Genomic DNA, 25835 nt, shown 5'->3' with positions numbered 1-25835 from the left:
GTAGAACGGGAGGGGGACGCGTTCGCGCGTGCTGGTTCTGTATGTCCAGTCTGCTAACCCCTTTTCGTTCTGCCACCATTATTTAGCAGTGATGCGGTAGAACTCCATATACATACAGGAGTCAATCATGACTGTTTTCTTTATTTCTCAGTATTCCCCACCCTTGCCTTTTTATTCTGGCGTGTCCTTTGATCGACTCGATCTTTTGACTCGGTAAATTCATTTCGTCATACAGCCGCTTTGTTGTTATTTGGGCATGTCTCTACTGCCAATCTTCAATGATGTATATGCATCGTTGATAACTGACTACGCCTAATTATCTGCAATTCAGTCTGTACGCATTCTAAAAAACCATAAACAACAAGAATCAGGAATACATTTGAATGAACAATCGAATCCACGCATTTATAAAATGCAGTGCTGTTGCCGCCTGCCTATCATTGACTAGCCTGAGTTATGCTGATGTGAAAAGCATGAATCAGTTTTATAACAATCCAGCCAGCGCACCCAAAGTGACTCGTTGTAAAGGTGATGTGTATTGCAACGCCTTTTATGCACTGTCTAAACAATGGCAAGTCATTCCGAAACATTACCAATTAAGTGGTTATCAACTCATAAGCTTTATTGAAGACAATGATGGTGAAGGTTTAAGCCGTGGCTTTGCTCCACCGCAACAAGATCGTGCTTATCAGATTCTAGAGGCGGGTGAAAAAGTCTTTAATGAAAAAGCCCGTAATGATGCTGATCGACTGGTGTATGTCAAAGGACTCGCGGTACTTCACTACATCGATCGTGGTCCAAACAGCAAATAATAAAAAGGAAGCTATTCATGAATTATTCAATTAAAACTTTGCTGCAAGGTACTGCGGTCGCAAGTTGCATGTTATTCACAAGTGTAAGTCATGCAGATATGAGTCAAGTCATGGCACTGATCAACGATCCTGCCTCTGCACCAGCGGTTCGTCGTTGTGACAACAATCCAAACTGTAATGCCTTTGTCGCAATCAGTAAGCAGTGGCAAGTGATTCCGAAAGACGATCCATTACGCTATTTCATTTACAGTGGTGATTTAAATGCCTTGATCATCGAAGGCAAAGATTTGCATGATCCTAAATTACAAGAAATCGATGATTTGGCGTATCAGATCTTTGACTACAATGCGGAGAATTTTAATGACAGGTGGCTGTACATCAAAGGCTTAACTGTACTGAAGTACGTTCAGCGTATCCAATCAGCACAGTAATCAGCCTCCGACTTGATACCGCCATTATTGATTTAAAAGGACTCCACGCCATGAAGAGACTCATTCTCGCGGCTGTAATTGTCGCTAGCCTCACTGCATGTAATAAAAAGCCTGTTGAAGAATCTGCCGCTGCAAGCGATATCGCCAACACTGATTTATCAGAACTGAAAACACAAGAAAGTAGCAATCAACCCGACTGGCCTTTGGATTCAGCTAAACAACAAAAGGCAGAAGCGGCTGCGATTGCTCATGATCAATATGACCCAGACAGTATTTATACAGGCGCGGACAATATTGCCATACCACCGCCACAGCTAAAAAAGAGACTTCGACCTGGCGAATCCGTTGAGGTGAAGTTCCGACCTGTAGATTCATATCCAATTTTTAAAGTCATCGCCAGTACAGCCAACAATACCACTCGCTTAAGAGTCGTTTCTGAAGTTGAAGAGGTGATCGACAAAGTTGAAATGAATCATGGCGAATGCACCATTCAGCGAATTGAACCAAATACGGTGAAGTTTCCTAAATTGATGTACTACGGTGCAGTCTTCGATCTAGTACTCAACCACTGTACATCAGAACAAATTCAGCAGGTTGATCTTTATACCACACGTGGCAAATTGACGTACACGCCAATTGTTGAAGAATAGCTGATACAGGAATCAATCATGAAAACACGTTTACTGATTTTAATGTGCAGCTCAATCGTATTATTCGGCTGTAACAAGAACAATGCATCTCAATCCAACCAAACTTCAGCTGATAGCAATTTAGCTGCAAGTGAAACGGCTCAGATTGATGCCGATCGTCAACAATTAATGGATGAACTTACCGAATATAAAGACAATCCAAATCTACCGCCTGTACAACAGAAATTAGCGAATGCCTATTATGAAATGCTCAAAACAGGTGCTGGTGATCTAGATGAGATTCGTGCTTTTATTAGTGAACTTCAAGAGGTTGAACAAGCAGCCCAACCAACTGACTCAACCAATGAACAATTTGAAATTCGACTCACCGCAAAGCCGTTGCCTGATGCTACGGCACATTATGCGGCAACCATTATTAATCGACTTGAAGTGATCTCTCTCAATGATACGAGTACGTCAATCACGTCGGTGAAAGTCAATCGAGGCAATTGTCCTGTAGGGGGTGGTGAAAATTACAAGAATATGCAGTACGGCACTGTTGCTGAAATCATTATTCGCTGTGATGCCAGTCAAGTTCGTGAAGTCACTTTAAGCACCGCTAAGGGTGAATATACTTTTAATATGAATGGACAATGAACATTAAGAGAAATAGGTTAGCTATTGCTGACCTATTATTCTCAACTTAACAGCATTTTTTTCAGATACAAATATTAGATGTATTAGCAATACCATTTAAATTCTTTATCTGATTAGCCAATTTATCAACCTTGTATTGCATTTCCTCAATCTCCAACTCAGTAATTTTCTTTTTAGTTAGTGACATATTACTTACACCAGACTCTAATTCAAGCTTATTACGTTCGAGTAAATTATTGGCAATACGCCAGTCCAAGATCGCATTGTCAGAATCAAACTTTGTCTTTTCCAAAGCATTATTTTTCAACTTCTCATTATTCAGTGCTTCTTTTTTCTTTTGGTAAAGTATATTTAATGGTACTTCATAACTTACTTTAACTTCACTCCTATGCTTCGAGTTATCTTTCCATGTTTTCCCCTGCTCATCCTCAAAGCTTCTTTCTGATCCATAACTATATACACCTGAGAATTTCAACTTATCCCAAATGTATTCCTTGACCCAAGGTCTATTATCAGGCTCATACTCATCTTTTATGTTTGCTATGCGTGTTTCTTGCATTTCTCTTAACGAAATACAATCTTGTGCCAACACTGATACTGTCCACAACCCCATTAAACATGGCACTAATATGAATGTTTTTTTCATTTGTATATCCTTAGTTTTATAATTGAACTTGTATTTTATTTTTTGGTGGTACTATTAAATATAGGTAAAAATTTCCAGAATAGAAAATTAAATTACCTCACAACAACAATATATGTAGTAAATCAAAGTGATACTATCATAAATCTTATTATATACATTAAAGACCAAAAAATAAGTACACTACTTGTCGAGAGAACACTCGTCTTTTCACTTAGAAATGACTTTTGAGCCAAAAAAAAGCAAAAAATTGGTCAATACCCCAGAAATTAGAGGTGTAAAGATACCCCCTATCCCTAGAAAACAAAGAGCTCTGCCGTTTTTGGGATCAACTTTATCAGCCTCTCTTCGAGTCCTTGCTCAAGACTATTTGTACTGAAATTATGAAATGATTTGTTTTTTAACTTATCAAATCCATAATGCTTAGCATTTAATACACAATTAATATTTTTTATATTTCTCTGTTTATGATTAATTGGATCAATAATTAAGGTTAAATAATCATTAACATTCAGTATTTCTTTAAGATTTCTCAGAAAAATCTGATATGTATATTTTTTATCCTCTGTTTTTATTTCCAAGTATTGGTCCTTTAAATCTGCATTGCTTTCCACCCACTGTCCATACATATCAATTCGATTATAATTATTAATTATAGTGAGATCCTGCTCACTAAATTTTGTATCAAGTACCTGATCGAAATAAACCAGATCAATAATAGCGATTAAAAGGCTATCATAATTATTTAAGCGCTCACTTAATTCATCACCCAATTTTTTCCTTACGAACTGATCTAGAAAATTAGATAGATCATTAACAATTACACCAACTTTCATATTTTCCTCAATAATTTTTTCCTTATTATCATAATTTTTAATATTTATGTAATCAATTTGTTCTGAACGATACTTGATTAAGAAGTCTAAAAATATTTCTGCTATATTTGAAGCATCCTCATCCAAAGCAAGCTTGAGTCCTAAATGTTCGACATGTTTTTGTTGATGATCTTCAATTTTAAAACCAATCATAGAGTTTTTTGTTTTTATTCTTGGTTTAATATACCTAAATATTGGATTTAAAACTTTCAGCATTTGCTTATTTGTTGGTGGTTTATCATTAAATAATGAATATGAAATATGTATTGGTAGGTAATCATTTAACAATTGTTCCATTGTCCAGTTTGGCAGTAGTGTTGACAAAAATAAGTTGTTTTTTTTCATATATTCTTTTGCATTATTCCAGTCTTGTTCTAAATTAAGCTTGGTAAGGTTATTTTCAAAGTTATGATAAGCAGCAAAAAAAATTATGTCAAAATCTAATTCTTCAACAACTCCATTATCCAATAAGAATCTATCATATAAAGGAATTGTATTGTTCTGTATAAAATCTAATGCTACCTGAAGAATGTGCCGATCACTAACTATAATGTTAACATCATTGACTAAGGTCTCATTATTTACTACATCATTCCGATACTGCGTGTAATGGTTATAAATTGGATCGAATAACAATCGAGTAAGTTGCGGTTTATAACCTTCAAGAAAATTAAACAATGTTGGAAAAAGAAGTCTAAACCGTCGAACCTCGACTGCCTGTTTGACTAAATTTTTTACAGTGGGGTGTGCAATATAATAAATTTGGTTGTCATTCGCTTTGTTGCTTTTAGCCACTATTTTTTCCTTATATAAATCAATCAAATAAAAACAATAATACGATTCCTTAACTTTTTGCAACTTCATCATCATACTGTTTTCAACACGTTCACAAATGAGGACCAGAAAACATGATGATTCCTATTCGTGGTGACCCATTTAAAAATATGCATGTTGAGATGTAAGCCTGCATTTCGCTTCACTGCTTTGCGGGAACATCTTTTCATCTTTTTTAGTTAAACAATCCACTGGTTTTAGCAGGTTTGCACTTTTACGTTTGCCTGTCGTGTGATTGTCTGCCTAAAAATCACGTATGTGGAACTTATATGATTATATTAATCATATATTTATTATCAATATAAATCATTCATAGAATGATAAATAGTCATAGGTTTATATATGGCAGTTAGATCATCCAATGACACAATTAACGAGATAAACATTCCAGAACAATACATGAGTAAATGTTCTGATGAAGACTCAGAATCATCACTCTCTGATGGACTAGATACTGTTGACGTAGAAGCTATAATATCTTTTCTGATATATCAGATGCTCCTGATGATTATCATACAGCCAGTTTAAGTGATGAACTTATTCAATATGATGCTGTTAGTTCAACACATATCATCAAACCAGTCTGTAAATCCATACAGCAGGTATTTCACTGTATTCATGCGGTTGAATATACGATTAGTCATGATGCCTCTTGTATTTATACTGCTAAAAGTATTCTCACCACATTACCAAATCGCTAGATCAGTAATAGTGATGATCAGTTATATCGACTACAGCAACTTATCGAACATAAAAATGAAATAAAGACTGTACTTGATGATTATGACTGCGAACATCTACGCTGTGTGCTTAGTGCTCTACAGGAAATAGAACATCTATGTCCAGAATTGATTACGAGATTTAATACACCTCAAGATATCATTCAGGTGATTAAGTCAGATGGTAATCATGAATATATAAGTGTTGCTGAAGCAATAAATCGGTTTCAGGCGGAAATTCATAGGGAATGTACCAGTCGTGAGTTTAAAGAAGCTCAGCGTGAAAGAAACAGACGTGCTCAACGTAATTACAATACAGGCAAACAATATCTCGATACCCTGCTCAAACAGCATTCTCGACTGCTTGTAATCCGTCTTGATCTACATCAACCAAAGCGACCTATAACTGTAGCTGAATTCAAGCATTTTCATGGCGTATTTCTACAGAAGCTGAGACGCAGAAAGAAGATCAAGCTATTGGGCTATATCTGGAAGCTTGAATACGGTATTCACACCCAGTTTCATTATCACTTCATCTTTTTTCTGGATGGCAGAGAGCACGCCCGTGACACTTTGTTAGGGCAAATGATGGGTGAAATATGGAATCAAGTGGTCGGTGCAAACAATAGTTACTTCAATTGTAATGACCCGAAATATCAGAAACGTTTCCCCACATCTGCGGTGGGTCGTCTAGAGCGTAATGACCCCATCAAATATAACGCATTGCTTAAAGTGATTCGTTATTTCTCTAAAAAAGACCAGTTCAATATTCACCGTAATTGTTTGAACACTAAGACATTTGATACAGGCCGACCGTTCTCTGTGAAATTACACATGGGACGCCCTAGCCAAAAAAAATAACCACTTATTTGAGCTATATACTATGAATTATCCAACTATCGCTACAATTCCATTCGCTCATCCAATGGGCAATCTATCCTCTTACATGTCCAGTGGTAAGTTGCAACCAATACTGTTCCCTAATCCCCCCAATGATTTCTCATGGGGGAATCCTGAAGTTGGTCAGTATTTTCTGCATATCACTCAGTCTATGAAAGACATTGAACGTGATAAATTAAAGCCTTTCATCAAAGACAATTTTGGCTTTCCTGCACCGAACAATAGGTTCATGTGGTTAGTTAGCCAACAAAGCTATTGTCCTACGATTATCTCTCATGCTTCGAACATGGTTTTTAATCCTCATCTGACGGTATTTTTTCAACAGGCAGAATTGGCAAATCAAATTAATGTGAACTTCAGTTCAGTGCCTGAGTACTTAGCTTATAAGTACAATGAATTCCAAGGTGCATTACTACTTTCCCAAGCTGGTCTAAAAGCTAAGAATGAGAAAAAAGTAGTCAATCAGCAGATAACTGAGCAGAAAAAGTACTTTAATAAGATTCTGTCTTTACATGGTCAGTCGAACGGCATCTTTTTGGAAATCCCATGTTTGTTTGATTATGGAGCGAAGCCTTTAAAACCGCTTACACTGGATGAGCAGGAGAAAAAGTTTGTTGAAGTCGCTAGACAATTTCTACGTGATCTTAAAGGTGGTTGGAGTTTTAAACAGAAATCCTGTTACCTGTTTTGGCGGACTGTGAAAGGTTTTGATGGTATGGGCATTCTGCAAATCATGTTTTACGTGGTGGGTGAAGCAGCGGACTATCATGTGGAAATTAATGAGATATGGGAACTCACCTGCCTCAGTAAAAAGTTTCATCTGCAAAAGAACCAGATGCGTATTCGGTCGAGCCATTGCTACGATGGAAATGGCATTGTGGGTAATGAATGGAAGCAGCTCATTGAACGTTACCAAATTCCTTTAGAGTTTTATCGCTATGAATCCAATGGATTCGATTGGAAATGGCAACCGTATTAGCACAATTTTTTTATTGTGCCGCGAATCAAAGTGAGGATTTTATAAGGTTAATCGGTGTGTACTTACCTTTGAGGATAGGTACATGCTGTGGGAGCAATGAATAATGGTTGAAATTAGATATCGGGTGAAAGAGTTGGTGAACTATCCTGAACGCCCAGCAAAGGACTATGTGGACCGTAGCGGTCGTAGACGCAAAGTTTCATACAAGCCTGCCAGCAAAGGCTTGCTGAATATCGCAGAATCCACTTTTTGGAAGATGGTACGTCGTGGTGACTTCCCTGCACCCACTTACCTGACTGCAAGTATGCCAACGTGGACTGAAAGCCAAATTAATGCTTGGCTTGAACAGAAAGTACAGCAAGCGGCATAAATACAAACAGCCTGTCGATGACAGGCTGTTTTTCTTACACTTTTACATTATGTACAAAATATTGTCTGTACAGAATATTGACACTTAAATTAAAGAGACTTATAGTTACTATGCTTAGTCGCAATTGTAAGAGTAATAAGCTAACTAGTGTCTATCTAAGTATCTAAATTTAATGCCCAAAAGTGAATGACGAAAATACAGCCAGCCATAGTGTCCAAATGTAATGATCAATGTATCTAAAGAAGTGACCAAAATAGTGCTAAATGAAATGTCAAAATATAGTGGCGAATATCCTACAGATCGTAATTAATGACTTGTAATGCTTGAGTAATAGGAAAATTAAGACTATGCAAATTTTCACTTATACCGATGCTCGCAATAATCTGAAAACGGTTTTAGACCGTGTTATTGATGATTCAGATGTTGCAGTAATTACGAGGAAAGAAGGTCAACATGCGGTTGTAATGGGACAAGACTATTACAACAGTATAATGGAAACATTGTACCTCATGTCTTCTCCAAATAATGCAGCACACCTAGCGAAATCAATTGCAGAATTACGAGCATCTAAAGCAATCGAAAGAGAACTTTTAGATGAAACGGAAGACTAGTTTTACTCCAACAGCTTGGGAGGATTATGTGTACTGGCAAAGCCAAGACAAAAAGACTCTTAAGCGCATCAACATCTTAATCAAAGAGTGTCTCCGTACACCCTTTGAAGGTATTGGCAAGCCTGAACCATTACTCGGTGATTTATCGGGTTTTTGGAGCAGACGAATAGATGAAAAAAATAGATTAGTCTATGAAGTAACTGACGTAGCAATAACGATAATTTCTTGTCGTTATCACTACGAATAAAAGAGAAGCCCTAACTTCGTGTTGGGGCTTCTTTACATAAATCATTTGCTACATAACCCACGTTACATCAATAGCTGTACTTAAACTTAAAGCCAAATCAAAGCTTGGTTTGAAGCGAAAAGTCCTAAAGCAGCATAAAATAAAACAGCCTGTCATTGACAGGCTGATTTATTCAACGTTGAATAAAACCATGATATTTCTCAAAGAATAGCTTTAAGTAATAAACTATACAGCTGGTTGCTTTAGTTTATGGCTCATTGAATCATTAACGAGTCTTATACAGCTATAAAATTCTTATCAACATCCTATTGGGTATGGAGCTATTTATTGCCACTTAGTAATAGCTTCAATAATTATATATTTGTGGAGCAGAAAAATTTGAATCTAATTTCAGGGATTATGGAACAGTTACGATCCATTGTTAGCGAGTATGAATCTGACATTACGAAAATTGATCAACATCTTGAGAAGCTATTTGATTCAGTACAGGCCGATATAGTTAATCTCCTATTAGAGACCAGCTATAAAACTGGATATGTCACGTTAAAAGATCACGAGTATATTAATGACAGATTCATTGCCAATCTAAATCTCAGATGGTTTGAGTCATTTGACTTATTATGTTTATTCAACATCGTATCTTACGAAATTGCACAGAATATTGCCTCCAATGGTGCCACTTATCATACCGAATCTAAAAAAAATACTTTTAGGGTACTTCTAAAACTCCATGCGCGATCAATTCAGATTGCTCAGGAAATCTTGGTTCTAATGAAAAATGGCTTTGCTGATGGAGCTTTGGCTAGATGGCGTACTCTACATGAGCTATCAGTAATATTCCTATTCATTTCAAAAAATGGCGAGGAAGTAGCCCAAAGATATTCGGACTACTATATTGTTGAACAATCCAAAGAATTAGAAGCATATAACAGTAGCGCTCAGTATCTAGACTTTGAGAAAATATCTGAAGAAGATCAAAAGCGGATTGCAGATTCTCTAGAGAATTTAAAGCAAAAATATGGGGATAACTTCGTAAAAGAGTATGGTTGGGCAAGAAATATTATAACTTCCAAAAAAATATATTTTTCCGAATTGGAAAAATTGGTTGGATTAGATTTTTTAGACGCCTTTTATAAATGGGCTTGTAATCCAGTACATGCGGGAATCAAAGCATCTCTATTTTCATTAGGCAATTTAGATGAACCTAATATGTTATTTAGTCTCGCAGGGGCCTCAAATGTTGGATTTACTGATCCAGGTCAACTTACTGCATATTCACTGCTTCAAATAAACAAAGCGCTTGTAGGATGTTTTGATTCATTTGACAATAGGATTGCTATCAAAGTGCTTGAAATTTTTTTCGAAGATTTAAAGGATCGACTAACTGCCACTCAAGAAGCTATAAATAATGAGGAAGCATCAAAAGCTTGAATAGTTTCAGTAGACAATATTACTCAATCCCTTAAATCAATGTTACCAATGCTTAAAACAAGCTATAGATTACACTTCAATAAAATTACGCTTGAAGGAAAGATTCCAAATAGTTAGCCCATTCCTGCATCATCTCCCTACGATTATTCAGAAACTTAGTTCGGTTGTAGGCTGTACCATTATTGTCTTTTACTTTATGGGCTAACTGGTGCTCAATAAAGTCCACACGTTGCTCCAGAATTTCATCCAGCATGGTACGTGCAGTTGCCCTAAAGCCATGTGCTGTCTGTTCACCACCATAGCCCAAGCGTTTTAAAGCGGAGTTAATGGTATTGTCAGAAATAAAGGTTTTACCATCCCGCCCTACGAAAATGTATTCGCTGTATGGATGCATATCAATAATTGACTCAATCAAGTTAAAAGCTTGATCTGACAGAGGCACAATATGAAGTTGCTTGGTTTTACTGGCTGTAAATTTAAAGCAGCGTTCCTCACGATAGAAATACTCCTTTTTCAGCTTGCGAATCTCCCCAGGTCGCTGAAAAGTCAGCACCGAGATTTTTAATGCTACCTGTGTGGTCAGCAAACAACGTGTATAAAGCTTAGAGTAATTCCAAATTTTATTCAGCATTGGGACTAAGTCTTGCTCTTCTGTCACAGCTGCAAAGTTCCCACCCTGTGGTTTTGGTAATTCAATATCTTCAATCGGATTATATTGGATGAGCTTTTTTTTACGCGCTGATTTAAAGATTTGGTTGAGGTCTGATTTAAGGCGCTTGGCAACAGACAAAGCTCCACGCTCAATAATGCGTTTAAAGACCTTAATCTCAAGGATTTCCAAGGTAAGCTGTGGAAAGGTTAAATCACCAATGTAAGGATAGACATCATGCTTCAAACGACGAACTGTCTCTTCATCTTGTTTTTGCTCTAACTCACGTTTATACAACCATGCTTCTGCAACAACACGAAAGGTATTTTCAGCCTCTTTCTGTTTCTGAGACTTTGTTTCAATCCGCTCCATTGCTGGATCAATACCCTGCTTGATGAGTTTTTTATATTCATCACGAATCGTACGGGCATCATCCAAGGAAACTTCAGGGTAAGTACCTAAAGATAAATCATTACGCTTGCCTAGGAATGGACGTGTGTAATTGAATATCAGTACTTGCTACCACTTTGATCAATACGTAGATAAAGATTTCCACCATCTGACAACTTATACATCTTGTCAGGATCAGGTTTAGCTTTTTTAACCTGTAAAGCACTAAGCTTGTTGATTCCACGAGTCGCCATAGTTCAGACATAAAAAAATGCAGTAAGAAATAATCTTACTGCATTTTTTACTACTTTATAACTACCGATTGGCGTAGTGCGTCACGGCTTGTTATATTGTAAATTTCCAACTTTAACTTTATAAATCATGAACTTATATAGTGTTAAACAGTGTCAGAAACTTGAATTTGGCGGAAGCGGTGTCCGTCTAACAATAGTCCTAAGCAATCCAAATAAATGCTATAAAAATATATTATTCAAATACTTAATAATTATATCATCCTAATCCATCTTGTCTAATCCTACCATTTCCAGTATTTTATGAGGGGTAGGTTGAGGGGTAAATCAAAGGCATGCCAAAGAAATCCAAAGAGCTTTCTGCACTCAGTGTAGCAAGAATTAAAGAGACTGGTCGATACCACGTAGGCGGTGTTGATGGTCTTTGTTTAAATATCGAGGGAGATTCCCGTGTCTGGATTTTACGTGCCGTTGTGGGAAAACGTCTGGATAAAAATGGAAAATTAAAACCTCATCGCCGTGATATTGGTATTGGTCCATACCCTGAAGTTTCTTTAGCTGAAGCTCGTGCCAAAGCCACTGAATTAAAATTACAAATACGAAGTGGTATTGATCCAATTGTCCATCAACAGGAACAGCTTGCAAAGCTTCATGTTCAGCAACTACGGAACAAAACATTCATGGAATGTGCAAAAGTTGTTATTGGCAATAAAACCCGTGAACTCAAAAATGAAAAACATATTGGACAATGGTCATCGACACTAGAAACTTATATTTACCCAACTTTGGGCAATCTTACTATTGGTAACATTACTAAAGCCGAAATTGCTGAAGTTTTAAGACCTATTTGGGTTGAGAAAAACGAAACAGCCAAACGTATCCGTGGTCGTATAGAAACCATTTTTGATTATGCCAAGGCTATGGGATATTTTGAGGGTGACAACCCTGCTGAATGGAAAGGTAATCTTGAACCAATCTTGGGTAACTTAAAGCAGGAATCACGCCCTCACCCATCCCTGCCTTATGAACAAGTTGCTGAGTTCATCCATCATCTAAGACAGAAAAAAGGAATTTCACCTAAAGCTTTGGGATTTGCAATTTTAACCGCCTGTCGTTCTGGTGAGATTTTTGGGGCGAAATGGCAGGAAATTGATTTTAAGAATAAGGTCTGGATTATTCCTAAAGAACGGATGAAAGCCGATAAAGAGCATCGTGTACCTTTGTCTGAAGAAGCCATTACGTTGCTTGAATCAATTCAAGAATATAGCCAACCACAAGATTTCATTTTTCCAGCTCCACGTTCTGGAGAAATGCTTTCTGATATGTCATTAACCACATTGATCAAACGAATGCATGAACAAAAGCTTAAAGAAAATGGCTTAGGCTATATTGATCCTAAACAAAATCGGGTGATTACTACGCATGGTTTTCGTTCCACATTCCGTGACTGGTCGGCAGATAAAACTAATTACGATCGTGCAGTATGTGAACATGTGTTAGCACATAAATTGCCAGATAAAGTTGAAGCTTCTTATCTACGTGGAAATTATCTAGGAAAGCGTAAAGGTTTAATGGCTGATTGGGCAGAGTATTGCTCTACGCTTACACAATGACGTAATACATAGACCTTGTATTTAACCCAACCAAATAATAATCTTATTCTTTAATATTTATCATTGAGCCAACATGTCAATACAAACTATAAGCAGTACTATAACAAGATTAAATAAGGAGTTAGCAGATATTACCCATCGAATGAGCTTAGAACAGAAAAAGGGAGCTGATATAATTTCTAAAATTTTACAAATTCAAAATTCTATCGGGAAGACAACTAGCCCTTCTACATTAAAAACAAAGTTAACAGAAATTAGTCGGAAAGAACAAGAAAACGCTCGAATACAATCAAAACTTTCAGACTTGCAAAAGAAGAAAACTGATATTGACAATAAGCTACTGAAAGAAAAACAGAACCTTATAAAAGAAGAAATACTGGAAAGAAAAAAATTAGAGGCTCTGACTAAAAAACATCAGAAAGACGAAATTGAACATCAAAAGAAACTGAAACGTGAAATTGATGCTATTAAGGCTTCTACCCAATACATTACTGATGTTTCAATACCATCTTACAACAATACAATACCTGAGATTGAACCAGAATATGATTTGTTTATTTCACACGCTTCAGAAGATAAAGAAGATTTTGTCAGACCACTTGCAGAGACATTACAGCAACTTGGAGTAAAAGTTTGGTACGACGAATTCACGTTAAAAGTTGGGGATAGTTTGCGTCGTAAAATTGATAGTGGTCTCCGAAACTCTAAATACGGTACCGTTGTTCTTTCAACTGACTTTATAAAAAAAGACTGGACCAACTATGAACTTGATGGCTTAGTAGCCCGTGAAATGAATGGTCACAAAATGATTCTACCGATTTGGCACAGAATTACTAAAAATGATGTTTTAGATTATAGTCCGAATTTAGCTGATAAAGTCGCCTTAAATACTTCTGTAAATAGTATTGAGGAAATTGCCCATCAATTAGCTGATGTCATCTTAAATCGATAAGCACCTTCTAAGAGTTAAAATTTTGACTGAGATTTACAAAGAACCTAATTCTCAGTCAACTTTTGCACACCCTGCAATTTAAACAATTTTTTTGATAAGTAGTACTAAACTCACAAATATTGAAGTGTGCTGAAACAATATATAACCAAATAATTTATATAAAATCATAAACTTAAAAAACAACTGCTCTTTAGTCATTTCCGCACTTTAATATTTCTTCTGATATAAGAAATCACTTCTTTGTATTTGCCCTTTAATTTTTTATATGTAATATATTAAACAAATAAGTTGAGTATATTACATGAAAATATCCTTACTCATATCCTCATTGCCTACGCAGAACACAACCACTCGTATGAGAGTCTGGCGATCTCTCAAAGCAAGTGGCGCAGCAATTCTAAGAGATGGGGTCTACTTACTCCCTATTTCGCATAGTGAAAAGTTTGACCCTATTGCTAATGATGTTATTTCAGAACAAGGAACTGCTTATGTGTTTCATGCTGAGCAACCCTTAAATCTTGAACTTGCTCCTTTCTTCAATCGAAAAGAAGAATACGACACTCTCTATAAACAACTTTCTGAGTTAAGAGATCGACAGACTAAAGATGAAAAGAAAGAGCTACTCAAGCAAGTTCGTAAACTGAGAAAAAGTATCGATGCGCTTGTAGAAATTGACTTCTACCCCGATGAGACTCAAGCACAGGTTTTAAATGAGCTATCTTCATTAGAACTTTCAATTGCACGTCTTGGTGAAGTGAATGAGCCTCAAGCGATACAAGCTCATATTCAACTTCTAGATAAAGCTAGTTATCAAAACAGAATTTGGGCAACACGTAAAAGACCTTGGATTGATCGTCTAGCCTCTGCATGGCTAATAAAGACATTTATTGATACCTCACCAACATTCATTTGGTTAGAAATGCCAAGTGACTGCCCAGAAGCAGCATTAGGATTCGATTTTGATGGTGCACCTTTCAGTCATGTCAATCATTGGGTGACCTTCGAAGTTCTTTTACATAGTTTTAATTTAGAAACACCTGCATTAAAGAAAATTGCTGAAATTGTTCATTACTTAGATGTCGGTGGAATTGAGCCTCCCGAAGCAATCGGTATTGAAAAGGTTATTCAAGGAATTAGAAGCCAGATAAGTGACGATGACCACCTATTTGCCTTATCAAATCACATTTTCGATGGCTTATATGCCAACCTATAAAGAGAATAATCATGGAACAAGAACAAGCCGCTGTACATGAAGAACCAGCACAGCCAGTTCATTTTTGGCAAGCTTTCTTATTTTGGCTTAAATTGGGGTTTATTAGTTTTGGTGGACCAGCGGGGCAAATCGCTGTTATGCACCAAGAACTCGTTGAACAAAAACGTTGGATTTCTGAAAAGCGTTTTTTACATGCTCTCAACTACTGCATGTTACTGCCTGGGCCTGAAGCACAACAATTAGCAACCTATATCGGTTGGTTGATGCATAGAACCGTTGGTGGATTAGTTGCAGGAATCCTTTTTGTATTACCCTCTCTATTTATCCTGATTGGTCTGTCATGGGTCTATGTAAAATTTGGTGATGTTCCTATTATTGCAGGTCTTTTTTATGGGATTAAACCAGCTGTTGTTGCTATCGTTTTTCATGCGACATATCGGATTGGTAGCCGATCGTTGAAAAATAAGTTTTTATGGGCAATCGCTGCGCTTGCATTCATCTCTATATTTTTCTTTAACTTGCCATTCCCCTTAATCGTTCTAACGGCTGCGATCATTGGATATTTAGCAAGTAAAAAATATCCAAGCGTTTTTACAGGCGGAGGTTCACATCAGCAAGGTAAAAAAGATTATGGTCCCGCATTAATTGATGATGATACACCTACCCCAGAACATGCCATATTTAGTTGGAAACATTTAGCTAAGATACTTTTGATTGGAGCAATCCTATGGCTTGCCCCAATTTTCAGTTTGGTTTTAACGCTTGGTTGGGATCATGCTTATACTCAAATGGCTTGGTTCTTTACAAAAGCTGCTTTGCTCACATTTGGTGGTGCTTATGCAGTATTACCTTATGTTTATCAAGGTGCTGTTAATTTTTATGGTTGGTTGAGTCCAACACAAATGATCGATGGTTTAGCCCTTGGAGAAAGCACCCCAGGTCCTCTGATCATGGTTGTTGCGTTTGTAGGATTCTTAGGTGGCTTTAATCATGCTCTGTTAGGCAATGATCATCTGTTCTTGGCAGGTGCGTTGGGTGCTGTGATTGTGACTTGGTTTACTTTCCTGTTTTCTTTCATTTTTATTCTAGCTGGTGCTCCAGTGATTGAATCAACCCACAATGAATTAAAATTTACTGCACCTTTGACGGCAATCACTGCCGCTGTTGTTGGTGTAATTTTAAATCTTGCACTTTTCTTCAGTTACCACGTTTTATGGCCAAATGGATTCGATCATCCATTCAACTATGAAGCAATGGTTATTGCGATTGCAGCATTCATCGCCTTGTTCCATTTTGAAGTCAAAGTCATGTATGTCATTTTAGCTTCGGCATTCTGTGGTTTGATTTTGTACATTGGTGCGTAAACTTATAATTTTTAATAAAAAAGGAAGCTTAGCTTCCTTTTTTTATACCATTAGTGGCAGTGACGATCCCCTGTTTTACTATTCGTGTGGCATCCTGAAGAATCAGTACCACCTGAATGAGCAAAAGCATTTGTTACCGCAAGCCCCATTAAACATACCAAGATTAGTTTTTTCATATTGTTTCCCTTTTTATTGAACGATAAAACAAGTTTGAAATTGTACAACAAACAAACGATTTACTTCTAAGCCATTAGTCGAAAAGAATTATTTAGGCCATTTTTGATGATGGTCATCAATCACATACTCATGCACATGTACACCATTAATTTGATGCTGAATCACATGTTCGTGGTCTGCGGGTAAATCATCATGGCTATGTGCTAGAAAATCTTCATCTTTAGTTGTCCATAAGCATAATGCAAGAATGAGAGCAATAATCGCAATAACAGCCATCGGAATAAAAGTCTGTAATGTGCCTATATTCGTACTCAACCATCCAACCAATGGATAAGTGATCAGCCAACAAGCATGAGAGAAAGCAAATTGGGCGGCAAACAATGATGTTCTATTCTCACTTGATGCAGACTTACGAATCAAGCGACCTGTAGGTGTTTGTGAAACTGAATATCCAATACCAAGGACAAACCAAAGTGCTAACAAACCATTATAAGATGCAATCAAAGAACCACTGAATAGTCCAATGACAAGAATTGTTGTTCCCGTCAACATGACTGATCTATCAGGAAATTTATCCAATATCTTTGGTAAAACAAAAGCAGATAACATTGACCCAAGTCCAAAAAGACCAAATGCCCATGTCGTTGCATTTTCGGTAAGTTTAAATGTCGATTGAACCAATACAACAGTATTTACAATCACAACAGCACTCGCCGAAGCAATAGCTAAATTTAAAGCAAGCAACGCCTTAAGTCTCGGCGTATTAAAATAAATTTTAGCTCCCTGCTTTATACGGCTATAAACACCTCTAAACTCAGGCACTTTGGCGACTGGTAATTTTGCACTTACCACAAACAAAGCAGAACCGATAAAACCTAATACTGTTCCTAAAAACAGATTATGGTAGCTCATGACAGTGAGTAAGAAACCTGCCAACATTGGGCTGATAATGTTTTCTAAATCATAGGCTAGTCGAGACAATGACAAAGCATTGGTATAGTCTTTTTCTTCAGGCAGAACATCTGGAATCATTGCCTGAAATGTTGGCGTAAATGCAGCAGATGCAGATTGCAGAATAAAAATGAGAATATAGATTTGCCAGATTTGTGTCACAAATGGTAGGCACAAAGCTGTTAATGCTCGGATAATATCTAATCCAACCAATACCTGTTTTCTTGGTAAGCGCTCTGCAAATGCTGATGCTATAGGTGCTACACCGATATAAGCAATCATCTTAATTGCCAAAGCAATACCAAGAACTTGAGCAGCTTCTCCCTTGGCAATATCGTATGCCTGTAAAGCTAGGGCGATCGTGATTAACCCTGTTCCAATGAGTGCAATCACTTGGGCCAAGAACAAATGCCGATATGTGGTATTTTTTAGTACTTCTAGCATTTTATGGATTCCTTTTTAGAATCTGACATCTATAACGATTAAATCTCCTTGGAAGACTATTCCAAGGAGATTGATTAAAGCTTAAAAGACTTTCTTCATTTCACTAAACTGTCCTTCTACAAGTAGAGTTACAGTCACTGGATTTTCTGTACGGTTACGCCAGAACCAACCATGTTTACCATCAAAAGCTGCTTTTAAGACACCTTGTTGAGTTGTCTCATTCTTGCCTTTTCCATAGCCATGATAGAACCCTTTAGGGGCATTTACGGGATCACCATGAGTATCATAGTTAAGACCACCTCCTACAGCTTTCCAATCAAAGTTGACACTTGCACTTTGTGGCATTGTTAGTTTTACCTCTGTTGCCTGCCCAGGTTTTAACTCAATACTAATGCTCTCTTTATTAATCGCAGGCATGGTCATCTGAACAGTATCAATTGCCGTTTGAGTCGGAGTTTCTACTGACATTTCTTCAGCACTATTCACTACCTGTTGAGCATTGAGACCATTCACTGATTCTTGAGCGAGTGATTGTTTGATTTCACCCATTTTCGTTAAGCCAAGCACTTTACCTATACCCGTCGGATCAATCGCATACTCCGCAGGCATGACACAGGTAACCAACACGACCACAGCACTAACGGCAGCTATCGCTGTTGATTTAATTAACTTTCTTGATGAAGGTAATTCGATATCTTTTGGAATTTCAGCGTTATACATAATTTAGATCCTTATTGAGTAATGAAGCCAGTAAGTTGATAGCCAACAAGTAAAAAACCGAGGAACATGAGGAAGACATTGCTTTGATAGGCTGTTTTAAAGAAATACGATGTCTTTCTCCAAAACGTCATCAATAACATGATGATGCACAGAGCCATAAACTGACCTAATTCAACCCCAATATTGAATGAGATTAAATTTGCCAACAGTCCATCACTCGGAACTTCATACTCCTGAATTTTTACTGCGAGTCCAAAACCATGAATCAGACCAAAAATTAAAGTCGCTACTTTCGTGTTTGGTTGAAAACCAAACCAACGCTGATAAGCCCCCAAGTTATCAAGAGCCTTATAAACAATTGAAAAACCAATGATTGCATCAATGATGTAAGCATTTATCGAGATATTGTAATAAACACCCACGAGCATGGTAATCGAATGCCCAAGTGCAAATAGGCTGACGTACAAGCCGATATCTTTCATTCGATATAAAAAGAAGATAATGCCAACAAGAAATAATAAATGGTCATATCCAGTGACCATATGCTTAGCACCCAAATAGATGAATGGAATCACATGAACGCCATAAATTTCTTGAATGTAGCCCTTATCACCTTCTGCTACACCATGAGCAAAAAGTGTAGGACTTGCCAATGTAATGAATAAAGTAAGTAATCGCTTTATGTAAGCACTTAATTTCACAATGTGTGAATCAATAATTTGCATGTATATCAAACTCCAAAATTTAAAATGAATTGAAAATCCATTCACTTTTTGGGCGGTTTAAAAATACGGCTTATCATCAAAAAAACATATTCTTTACACCAATCTAGAATCGATATCCCCTTTAATAGATGAGCTAAAGCAATCGATTTAAGTACGTCATAACCAACAAAATGTTCATAGTAGTTATCCTGATGACCATGTGAATGTTGTTGGCTGACCTCATGATGATGAGAATGAATTGCGTCAATTGAAACGTGTCTCTGAAATTCATTTTCAGTTACATGCTCATTAAAGTGCAAACATAAAGCGAGACTGATCATGCAGACTAGCCACATCATCACAAATTTGCTTTGTTTATCTCGCAATATATTTGTCATTAAAGATGCCCCTAAACAACCTGTTCAGTAGCATCGTTTGATTTTCTTGACCAACCTTGGTTAAACCACACATATAAGGTCGGCAAAATAATCAAAGTCAGTAAGGTTGATGAAATAATCCCACCAATAACGACAGTTGCAATTGGACGTTGAACTTCAGAACCAATACCTACGTTTAAAGCCATTGGGATAAAGCCTAGAGAAGCCACTAAGGCTGTAATCAACACAGGGCGAAGTCGTTCCATTGCACCATGTCTCACCGCATCAATGACACTTTCCCCTTGCACTCGAAGCCTTTGAATGGCAGAAACAAGAACTAAGCCATTCAGCACAGCCACACCTGACAATGCGATAAAGCCGACGGCAGCAGAAATTGAGAATGGAATATCCCGTAAAGCTAAAGCGATCACACCACCTGTTAATGCAAATGGTACGCCTGTGAATACCAAGACACTGTTTCTAACATTACCTAAAGCCATGTAGATCATGGCAAAGATCAGAATTAAAGCAATTGGAACAACAACCATGAGTCGATTCGATGCAGACTCCATTTGTTCAAATGTACCCCCCCAAGTCAGCCAGTAGCCTTCTGGTAATTTAAAATCTGCATTCAGCTTAGATTGTGCTTCTGCAATGTAACTACCAATATCTGTACCACGGACATTTGCTGTGATGACGATACGACGCTTACCATTCTCACGAGAAATTTGGTTTGGTCCTTGAACATTTTTTAACTCGATCAATTCTGATAAAAGTACACTTGAACCATCAGGCAGATTCACAGGAACTTGATAGAGTTTTTCTAAGTCTGTGACAGAGTTTTGATCCATTCGAACAACAATATCGAACTTTCGATCACCTTCAAATACCTTACCTGCTGTCTCACCAGTGATGAGGCTAGAAACCTGTTGCTGTACATCCTCAGCATCAAGCCCATAGTTGGCAATCATGTCTTTTTTCAGCTCGACAGATACCATGGGTAAACCCGTCATCTGTTCAACTTTCAAGTCAGCAGTACCATTCACTCCCTCTAAAATTTTAGCGGCAGCGTTTGCTGATTCAAGTAGTTGACCTAGATCATCACCATATATTTTCACAGCAACATCGGTACGGACACCTGAAATAAGTTCGTTAAAGCGCATTTGAATCGGCTGAGTGAACTCGTAATTATTTCCATAAACACCTTTAGCTACTCGTTCAATATCTGCAACGACTTCCGCTTTTGGTTTCTTTGGATTTGGCCACTCGCTACGTGGCTTCAACATGACAAAGTTATCAGCCACATTGGGTGGAACTGGGTCAGTGGCGATTTCTGCTGTTCCAACTTTGGCAAACATGGTCTGAACTTCAGAAATTTTCACAATTTCTTTTTCAAGCGTGTATTGCATTTCAACGGCTTGAGTTAATGAAGTACCTGGGATACGCAAAGCATGTAATGCCACATCCCCCTCATCTAAAGAAGGTATAAATTCTGAACCTAAACGAGTTGAAAGACTTGCACTGAATATAAAGAATATTGAGACAAAGGCGATCAGTAAATATCTGTGATTTAAAGACCAATCTAAAATTGGGCTATACAATTTCTTAATAAAATGAACAATCTTTGACTCTTCTTCTTTAATTTCACCTGTAGTAACTAATGCCACCATTGCAGGGACAAACGTAATTGACAGAATCATTGCACCAACTAAAGCCATAACTACCGTTGCAGCCATTGGTGTAAACATCTTGCCTTCAACACCAGTCAAAGTCATCACAGGCAGATAAACCAAAATAATGATCAATTGACCATAAAGAATCGCTTTTCGAGATTCCTTTGTTGCTTCAAACACAGTCGTAAAACGTTCTTTTTGAGTCAGAATACGTCCTAACTCTTTTTGCTTCATGGCTAATTTAGCGAGAGATGCCTCGACAATAACCACCGCACCATCAACAATAATTCCGAAATCGAGTGCACCTAAACTCATTAAATTGGCACTGATCTTTTGGTTAACCATGCCTGTAATTGTCATCAACATGGATAATGGAATCACCATCGCCGTAATCAAGGCTGCTCGGAAATGTCCAAGAAAAAGAAAAAGTACCACAATGACCAGAATTGCACCTTCAAGTAAATTCTTCTTCACTGTCTGAATCGTTGCATCAACTAAAGTTGTTCGGTTGTAGACTGCTTTCGCTTCAACACCTTCAGGTAGCGACTTTTGAACCTGTTGTAGCTTTTGATCTACAGCATGAGCAACATTTCGAGAGTTTTCGCCAATAAGCATGAACGCTGTACCCAGTACAATTTCTTGCCCATCTTTGGTCGCAGCACCTGTCCGTAATTCATGACCAATCGATATTTTTGCAACGTCTTTCAATCTGAGGATATAACCATTGCTCGTCGTGATCGGAATATTTTGGATTTGTTCAATCGAGTTAATTTGAGAATCAGAACGGATTAAATACTGCTCACCATTTTTCTCAATGTACCCTGAACCTTTGTTCATGCTGTTCTTAGAGATCGCCTCTAAAATAGCTTTCTGATCCAGCCCTATACTACGCAAATAAGCATAATCAGGTTGAACAACAAATTGTTTTAGATAGCCACCAATAGTATTGATTTCATTCACACCCTCTACATTTCGAAGCTGAGGTTTAATGACCCAATCTTGCAAGGTTCTTAATTCAGTGGGTGAAAGTGGGTTTAGACTATTCTTGGCATTCTCAACTGTATACATGAAGATCTCGCCAAGCCCTGTAGAAACAGGTCCCATTGAAGTCGATATGCCGCTTGGTAGTGTTGGTGTCACGCCTTGCAATTTTTCATTGACAATTTGACGGGCAAAATAGATGTCCGTCCCCTCCTTGAATATCGCCGTGACCTGAGATAAACCGTATCTCGACACAGAACGTGTATATTCAAGATTAGGGATACCTGCCAAAGCTGTTTCAATCGGGTAAGTGACTTGTGACTCCATCTCCATAGGAGACAAGCCTTGTGCTTCACTGTTGATTTGGACTTGTACATTTGTGATATCAGGAACAGCATCAATAGGTAGTTTAAAATAGTTATAAACACCCAATGCAGCTACGAATAGGAAGACGATCAGTACAAGCCAACGATTCTTAATCGAAAGCTTAACAATTTGGTCAAACATAGTACTACCCCTTAATGATCATGAGTAGCGCCAGATTTACCTAGCTCTGCTTTTAATAAATAAGAATTGCCTGCCGCATAAACCTGACCTGCTTTTAAGCCTGACTTAACTTCAACAAACCCGTTATATTTTTCACCCAACTCTAATGGACGTGCTTCAAAATCATTGCCTACACGAATGAACACCACATCCCAATCACGGAAGTTTTGTAAAGCATCTTCACGAACCACCATAGGCTTCAAGCTTTGATTTTCAAAAATATGTGCGGTGATCAATTGACCTGAACGCCATTTAAATTGGTTGGCAATTTCAACAAAGACTTGAGCAGTACGTGTTTTTGGATCAATGATATCACTGATGTATTTGATCGTCCCCAATGCTTCTTCTGTGCCTGATTGAATTTGAGGTTTTACAGTCACCTTAGCATTCGGGTTAATTGTATTCAGCTTATCCGCAGGAACATTGACTACTGCAAGTAACTGAGATGTATTGGCAATTTTAAATATTGGCGAAGCTGGTGTGACATTTGATCCAACTGCCCCTAGCACTTGTAAGACTGTGCCAGACATCGCAGCCCGAACTTCAATTGTACCGTTGCCTGAACCACCATAAGAGCTGATTAAATTGTTCAGTTCATTGGCACGAATCTGAGCATTATCAAATTCACGCTTTGCATTAATGTAGTCAATTTCAGGCGATACTCGTTTTTGAAATAACGTTCGCTCTTGCTCCATCTTTTTACGTGCAAATTGCAAATTATCTACTGCAATAGAACGCTCAGCATTTAAGCGGATCAAGTCTTGGCTTTGTACTGTAGCTAATAAATCACCTTGACTTACTTTATCGCCAATCGTGCGATATGTTTTGATGAGTGTTCCACTTGCTTTCGGTGTGATAAAACTTTCAAAATTATCAGGGAACTTCAATTCTCCCTTTAACTCTAAAGCATTTTCAAACATCATGGATTCAACTTTTAGGAGCTCTAAACCACTGCTCTTGATACTACTGTCCAACATGGTGACACGACCTTCTTTGGTGTCCCATTTCCACGTATGTTTTTTACCTTGATAATCAACGTTGACAATCATTAAAAATGAATGTGGTTCATAGACAATTTCATTACCGATCAAGTAATCACTCTCTGGTTTAAATTGAATATTTTGCTCTGCATCCAAACGTTTGATGTAGACATTTGCCGTTAATGCTTCAGGTTTAAGCGGTTTATCTTTGAAATACCCATAAACACGGAGATGTGGTTCTACGCCCTGCTCAAAGATTTTCACTTCCGCTGAGAAATCGCCATCACGATATAAACGTCCACCATGAGGTCCTTTCTCGTCACCTGCTACTGCAACTTTTACTTCTGTTGCTTCCCCATGTGCTGAAGAAGACTGAGTCTTTTGACCTGTCTTGTACCATGCCACAGCACATAACACGACAAGCAAGGCAATAATGCCCGTAGCCATTAAAGTATTGGTTGGTTTATTCATATTCTTGCCCTTATTCTTGATCTAAATGAGTAATGTAGTTGCGCTCGACTTCTGCAATTTCTGTCTGCAAAGCCAACCACAAATCGAATCGAGCAAGATGTTTGTCTAACCAAATTTGCTTAATGCTATTGAACTCAAGTAACGAGTTTTTCCCTGCTTGGTATCCCATCTCTGCAATGCGAAGACTTTCATTGGTTGCGGGCAAAACGGTTTGATCATATTGGTGGATCACATCGATTAAGTTAGAAACCTCAATGGACTTGTTTTCCAGTTCAATTTTAGAATTACGGCTAACCCATACAGACTGCGTTTCAGCTTTCATCTGTTCCGCTTGGGCAATCGCAATATTGCCTTTATTTCGGTTGAAGATATTGAGTGGTATTGAGGTTGAAACTTGGAATACCTTGTCATTGGTTTCTTGATAGTTTTTGACCCCAACACCCAAAGTGATATCAGGTATTGCTTCTTTACGAGCGAGTTCAAATTGTGTCTTTTTCAATTTTGAACTCAGAAACGCTTCTTGCTCAGCCAAACTAATTTTGTCTGTGAAATTAAAACTTAGAGGAACTTCTAAAGCGTTACTTGGTAGATTCGATGTGAACTTAGAGCACAGATTCTTCTGAAACTGCCCCTTTTTCACTTCATTTTGATAACGTAGTTTTGATTCAGATGAAAGTGCTGCACTGAGCTGAGCATTCGAAGGAATGACTCGCCCAAACTTGAGCCTTTCCGAAAGAACATTGGCTTGTCTTGCATTAAACTTGCTTTCTGTTGAATAAACTTCAGCACGTTGAGTTGCCACATACCAGTTCGCCATACAGATTCTTAAATCTGCTTTGAGTTCAGCCTGACGCTTTGCTATTTCGAACTGATTACGATCACCTTGAAAACTCGCAATTTGCTTTCTCAAGGAGAGTTTATTACTAAGAGGAATCTCTTGTGACAACCCTAACAAGGTTGTTGAGCCATCCAAACCCTTCAATTTGGAATTACCAAGATTATCCAACTCCACATTGAAAGTAGGATTATTTAATCTGCCAGCAAACTTTTGGTTGATTTCATAAGCTTGCTCGGACTGCTGTAGGCTATTGAGTACAGCATCACTTGCGATAACCTGCTTTTGTAGTTCAGCATAATTCGTTTCCGCAAATGCGTTTGCTGCCGTTACTACAAAACCACAGCTAAGGAATAGCTGATAAATTTTAGACATGACTTTACCTATACAAAAAAATGAATAATTA

General features: G+C 37.7%; 24 protein-coding genes and 1 pseudogene. 14 read left to right on the top strand and 11 right to left on the bottom strand.

The features are described from left to right. The first annotated feature begins 383 nt into the window (after positions 1 to 383). The 4 genes from F933_RS02640 to F933_RS02625 are packed head-to-tail and all read left to right on the top strand — an operon-like array spanning position 384 to position 2529. The gene (locus tag F933_RS02640; protein WP_005058284.1) at positions 384 to 812 is read left to right on the top strand and encodes a hypothetical protein; all 429 of its coding nucleotides are present in this window, start codon (positions 384 to 386) and stop codon (positions 810 to 812) included. A 17-nt stretch (positions 813 to 829) separates the two neighbouring features. Further along, positions 830 to 1243, top strand: coding sequence for a hypothetical protein (locus F933_RS02635; RefSeq protein ID WP_005058282.1), 414 nt, complete (start codon positions 830 to 832; stop codon positions 1241 to 1243). Positions 1244 to 1293: 50 nt separating this feature from the next. Beyond that, complete coding sequence (locus F933_RS02630) at positions 1294 to 1893, top strand: lipoprotein (RefSeq protein WP_005058281.1); 600 nt, start codon at positions 1294 to 1296, stop codon at positions 1891 to 1893. A gap of 18 nt (positions 1894 to 1911) precedes the next feature. Continuing rightward, positions 1912 to 2529 (top strand): hypothetical protein, encoded by a 618-nt coding sequence (locus F933_RS02625; protein WP_005058279.1) that lies wholly within the window; start codon positions 1912 to 1914, stop codon positions 2527 to 2529. Between the two features lie 61 nt (positions 2530 to 2590). Here F933_RS02625 and F933_RS02620 read toward each other — a convergent pair whose 3' ends face one another. Together F933_RS02620 and F933_RS02615 are read right to left on the bottom strand one after the other, a co-directional pair. Continuing rightward, on the bottom strand, positions 2591 to 3175 hold the full coding sequence (locus F933_RS02620; RefSeq protein WP_005058277.1) for a hypothetical protein: 585 nt from the start codon (positions 3173 to 3175) through the stop codon (positions 2591 to 2593). A gap of 293 nt (positions 3176 to 3468) precedes the next feature. Then, positions 3469 to 4917 (bottom strand): hypothetical protein, encoded by a 1449-nt coding sequence (locus tag F933_RS02615; protein WP_034710334.1) that lies wholly within the window; start codon positions 4915 to 4917, stop codon positions 3469 to 3471. Between the two features lie 770 nt (positions 4918 to 5687). On the opposite strand from F933_RS02615, the gene F933_RS02605 reads away from it, so the two are divergent. The 6 genes from F933_RS02605 to F933_RS02580 all read left to right on the top strand — a co-directional run bounded on the left by F933_RS02605 (position 5688) and on the right by F933_RS02580 (position 10138). Beyond that, on the top strand, positions 5688 to 6461 hold the full coding sequence (locus F933_RS02605) for a YagK/YfjJ domain-containing protein (RefSeq protein ID WP_005058272.1): 774 nt from the start codon (positions 5688 to 5690) through the stop codon (positions 6459 to 6461). A 22-nt stretch (positions 6462 to 6483) separates the two neighbouring features. After that, positions 6484 to 7479 carry a hypothetical protein gene (locus F933_RS02600; protein ID WP_005058270.1) on the top strand — a complete coding sequence of 332 codons (996 nt, stop codon included), beginning with the start codon at positions 6484 to 6486 and terminating at the stop codon, positions 7477 to 7479. 103 nt (positions 7480 to 7582) lie between these two features. Beyond that, the gene (locus tag F933_RS02595; protein ID WP_005058267.1) at positions 7583 to 7849 is read left to right on the top strand and encodes a helix-turn-helix transcriptional regulator; all 267 of its coding nucleotides are present in this window, start codon (positions 7583 to 7585) and stop codon (positions 7847 to 7849) included. A 347-nt stretch (positions 7850 to 8196) separates the two neighbouring features. Next, positions 8197 to 8460, top strand: a complete 264-nt coding sequence (locus F933_RS02590) for a type II toxin-antitoxin system Phd/YefM family antitoxin (protein WP_005058265.1) — start codon at positions 8197 to 8199, stop codon at positions 8458 to 8460. Beyond that, entirely contained in the window at positions 8444 to 8707 is a 264-nt protein-coding gene (locus F933_RS02585; protein ID WP_005058263.1) for a Txe/YoeB family addiction module toxin, read from the top strand. Before F933_RS02590 ends, F933_RS02585 begins: the two co-directional genes overlap by 17 nt. A gap of 327 nt (positions 8708 to 9034) precedes the next feature. Next, positions 9035 to 10138 (top strand): DUF5677 domain-containing protein, encoded by a 1104-nt coding sequence (locus tag F933_RS02580; RefSeq protein WP_228127860.1) that lies wholly within the window; start codon positions 9035 to 9037, stop codon positions 10136 to 10138. Positions 10139 to 10223: 85 nt separating this feature from the next. On the opposite strand, the pseudogene F933_RS02575 reads toward F933_RS02580, so the two are convergent. Further along, a pseudogene (locus tag F933_RS02575) lies at positions 10224 to 11431 on the bottom strand (tyrosine-type recombinase/integrase). Positions 11432 to 11763: 332 nt separating this feature from the next. On the opposite strand from F933_RS02575, the gene F933_RS02570 reads away from it, so the two are divergent. The 4 genes from F933_RS02570 to chrA all read left to right on the top strand — a co-directional run bounded on the left by F933_RS02570 (position 11764) and on the right by chrA (position 16570). Beyond that, entirely contained in the window at positions 11764 to 13041 is a 1278-nt protein-coding gene (locus tag F933_RS02570) for a tyrosine-type recombinase/integrase (protein WP_005058260.1), read from the top strand. Positions 13042 to 13114: 73 nt separating this feature from the next. Next, entirely contained in the window at positions 13115 to 13993 is an 879-nt protein-coding gene (locus F933_RS02565; protein WP_005058259.1) for a toll/interleukin-1 receptor domain-containing protein, read from the top strand. A gap of 301 nt (positions 13994 to 14294) precedes the next feature. Further along, positions 14295 to 15206 (top strand): chromate resistance protein ChrB domain-containing protein, encoded by a 912-nt coding sequence (locus tag F933_RS02560; protein WP_005058258.1) that lies wholly within the window; start codon positions 14295 to 14297, stop codon positions 15204 to 15206. A gap of 11 nt (positions 15207 to 15217) precedes the next feature. Then, entirely contained in the window at positions 15218 to 16570 is a 1353-nt protein-coding gene (gene chrA / locus F933_RS02555) for a chromate efflux transporter (protein ID WP_005058256.1), read from the top strand. Positions 16571 to 16620: 50 nt separating this feature from the next. On the opposite strand, the gene F933_RS17130 is transcribed toward chrA, so the two are convergent. From F933_RS17130 to F933_RS02520, 8 genes are all read right to left on the bottom strand, one after another. Next, positions 16621 to 16746 (bottom strand): YHYH domain-containing protein, encoded by a 126-nt coding sequence (locus F933_RS17130; protein ID WP_000733641.1) that lies wholly within the window; start codon positions 16744 to 16746, stop codon positions 16621 to 16623. 88 nt (positions 16747 to 16834) lie between these two features. Then, complete coding sequence (locus tag F933_RS02550) at positions 16835 to 18142, bottom strand: MFS transporter (RefSeq protein ID WP_005058254.1); 1308 nt, start codon at positions 18140 to 18142, stop codon at positions 16835 to 16837. An 81-nt stretch (positions 18143 to 18223) separates the two neighbouring features. After that, positions 18224 to 18862 (bottom strand): hypothetical protein, encoded by a 639-nt coding sequence (locus F933_RS02545; RefSeq protein WP_005058253.1) that lies wholly within the window; start codon positions 18860 to 18862, stop codon positions 18224 to 18226. Positions 18863 to 18873: 11 nt separating this feature from the next. Continuing rightward, positions 18874 to 19587: a HupE/UreJ family protein gene (locus tag F933_RS02540; protein WP_005058251.1), complete on the bottom strand. Its 714-nt coding sequence runs from the start codon at positions 19585 to 19587 to the stop codon at positions 18874 to 18876. A 41-nt stretch (positions 19588 to 19628) separates the two neighbouring features. Beyond that, complete coding sequence (locus F933_RS02535; RefSeq protein WP_005058248.1) at positions 19629 to 19964, bottom strand: hypothetical protein; 336 nt, start codon at positions 19962 to 19964, stop codon at positions 19629 to 19631. 11 nt (positions 19965 to 19975) lie between these two features. Next, positions 19976 to 23104, bottom strand: coding sequence for an efflux RND transporter permease subunit (locus F933_RS02530; RefSeq protein WP_005058246.1), 3129 nt, complete (start codon positions 23102 to 23104; stop codon positions 19976 to 19978). A gap of 11 nt (positions 23105 to 23115) precedes the next feature. Next, on the bottom strand, positions 23116 to 24594 hold the full coding sequence (locus F933_RS02525) for an efflux RND transporter periplasmic adaptor subunit (RefSeq protein WP_005058244.1): 1479 nt from the start codon (positions 24592 to 24594) through the stop codon (positions 23116 to 23118). A 10-nt stretch (positions 24595 to 24604) separates the two neighbouring features. Then, positions 24605 to 25804 (bottom strand): TolC family protein, encoded by a 1200-nt coding sequence (locus F933_RS02520; protein WP_005058243.1) that lies wholly within the window; start codon positions 25802 to 25804, stop codon positions 24605 to 24607. Positions 25805 to 25835: the final 31 nt, after the last annotated feature.

Origin of the sequence: Acinetobacter beijerinckii CIP 110307 (genome assembly GCF_000369005.1) — a bacterium.
Lineage (GTDB): Bacteria > Pseudomonadota > Gammaproteobacteria > Pseudomonadales > Moraxellaceae > Acinetobacter > Acinetobacter beijerinckii.
This window is presented reverse-complemented; position numbering and strand designations above follow the sequence as displayed.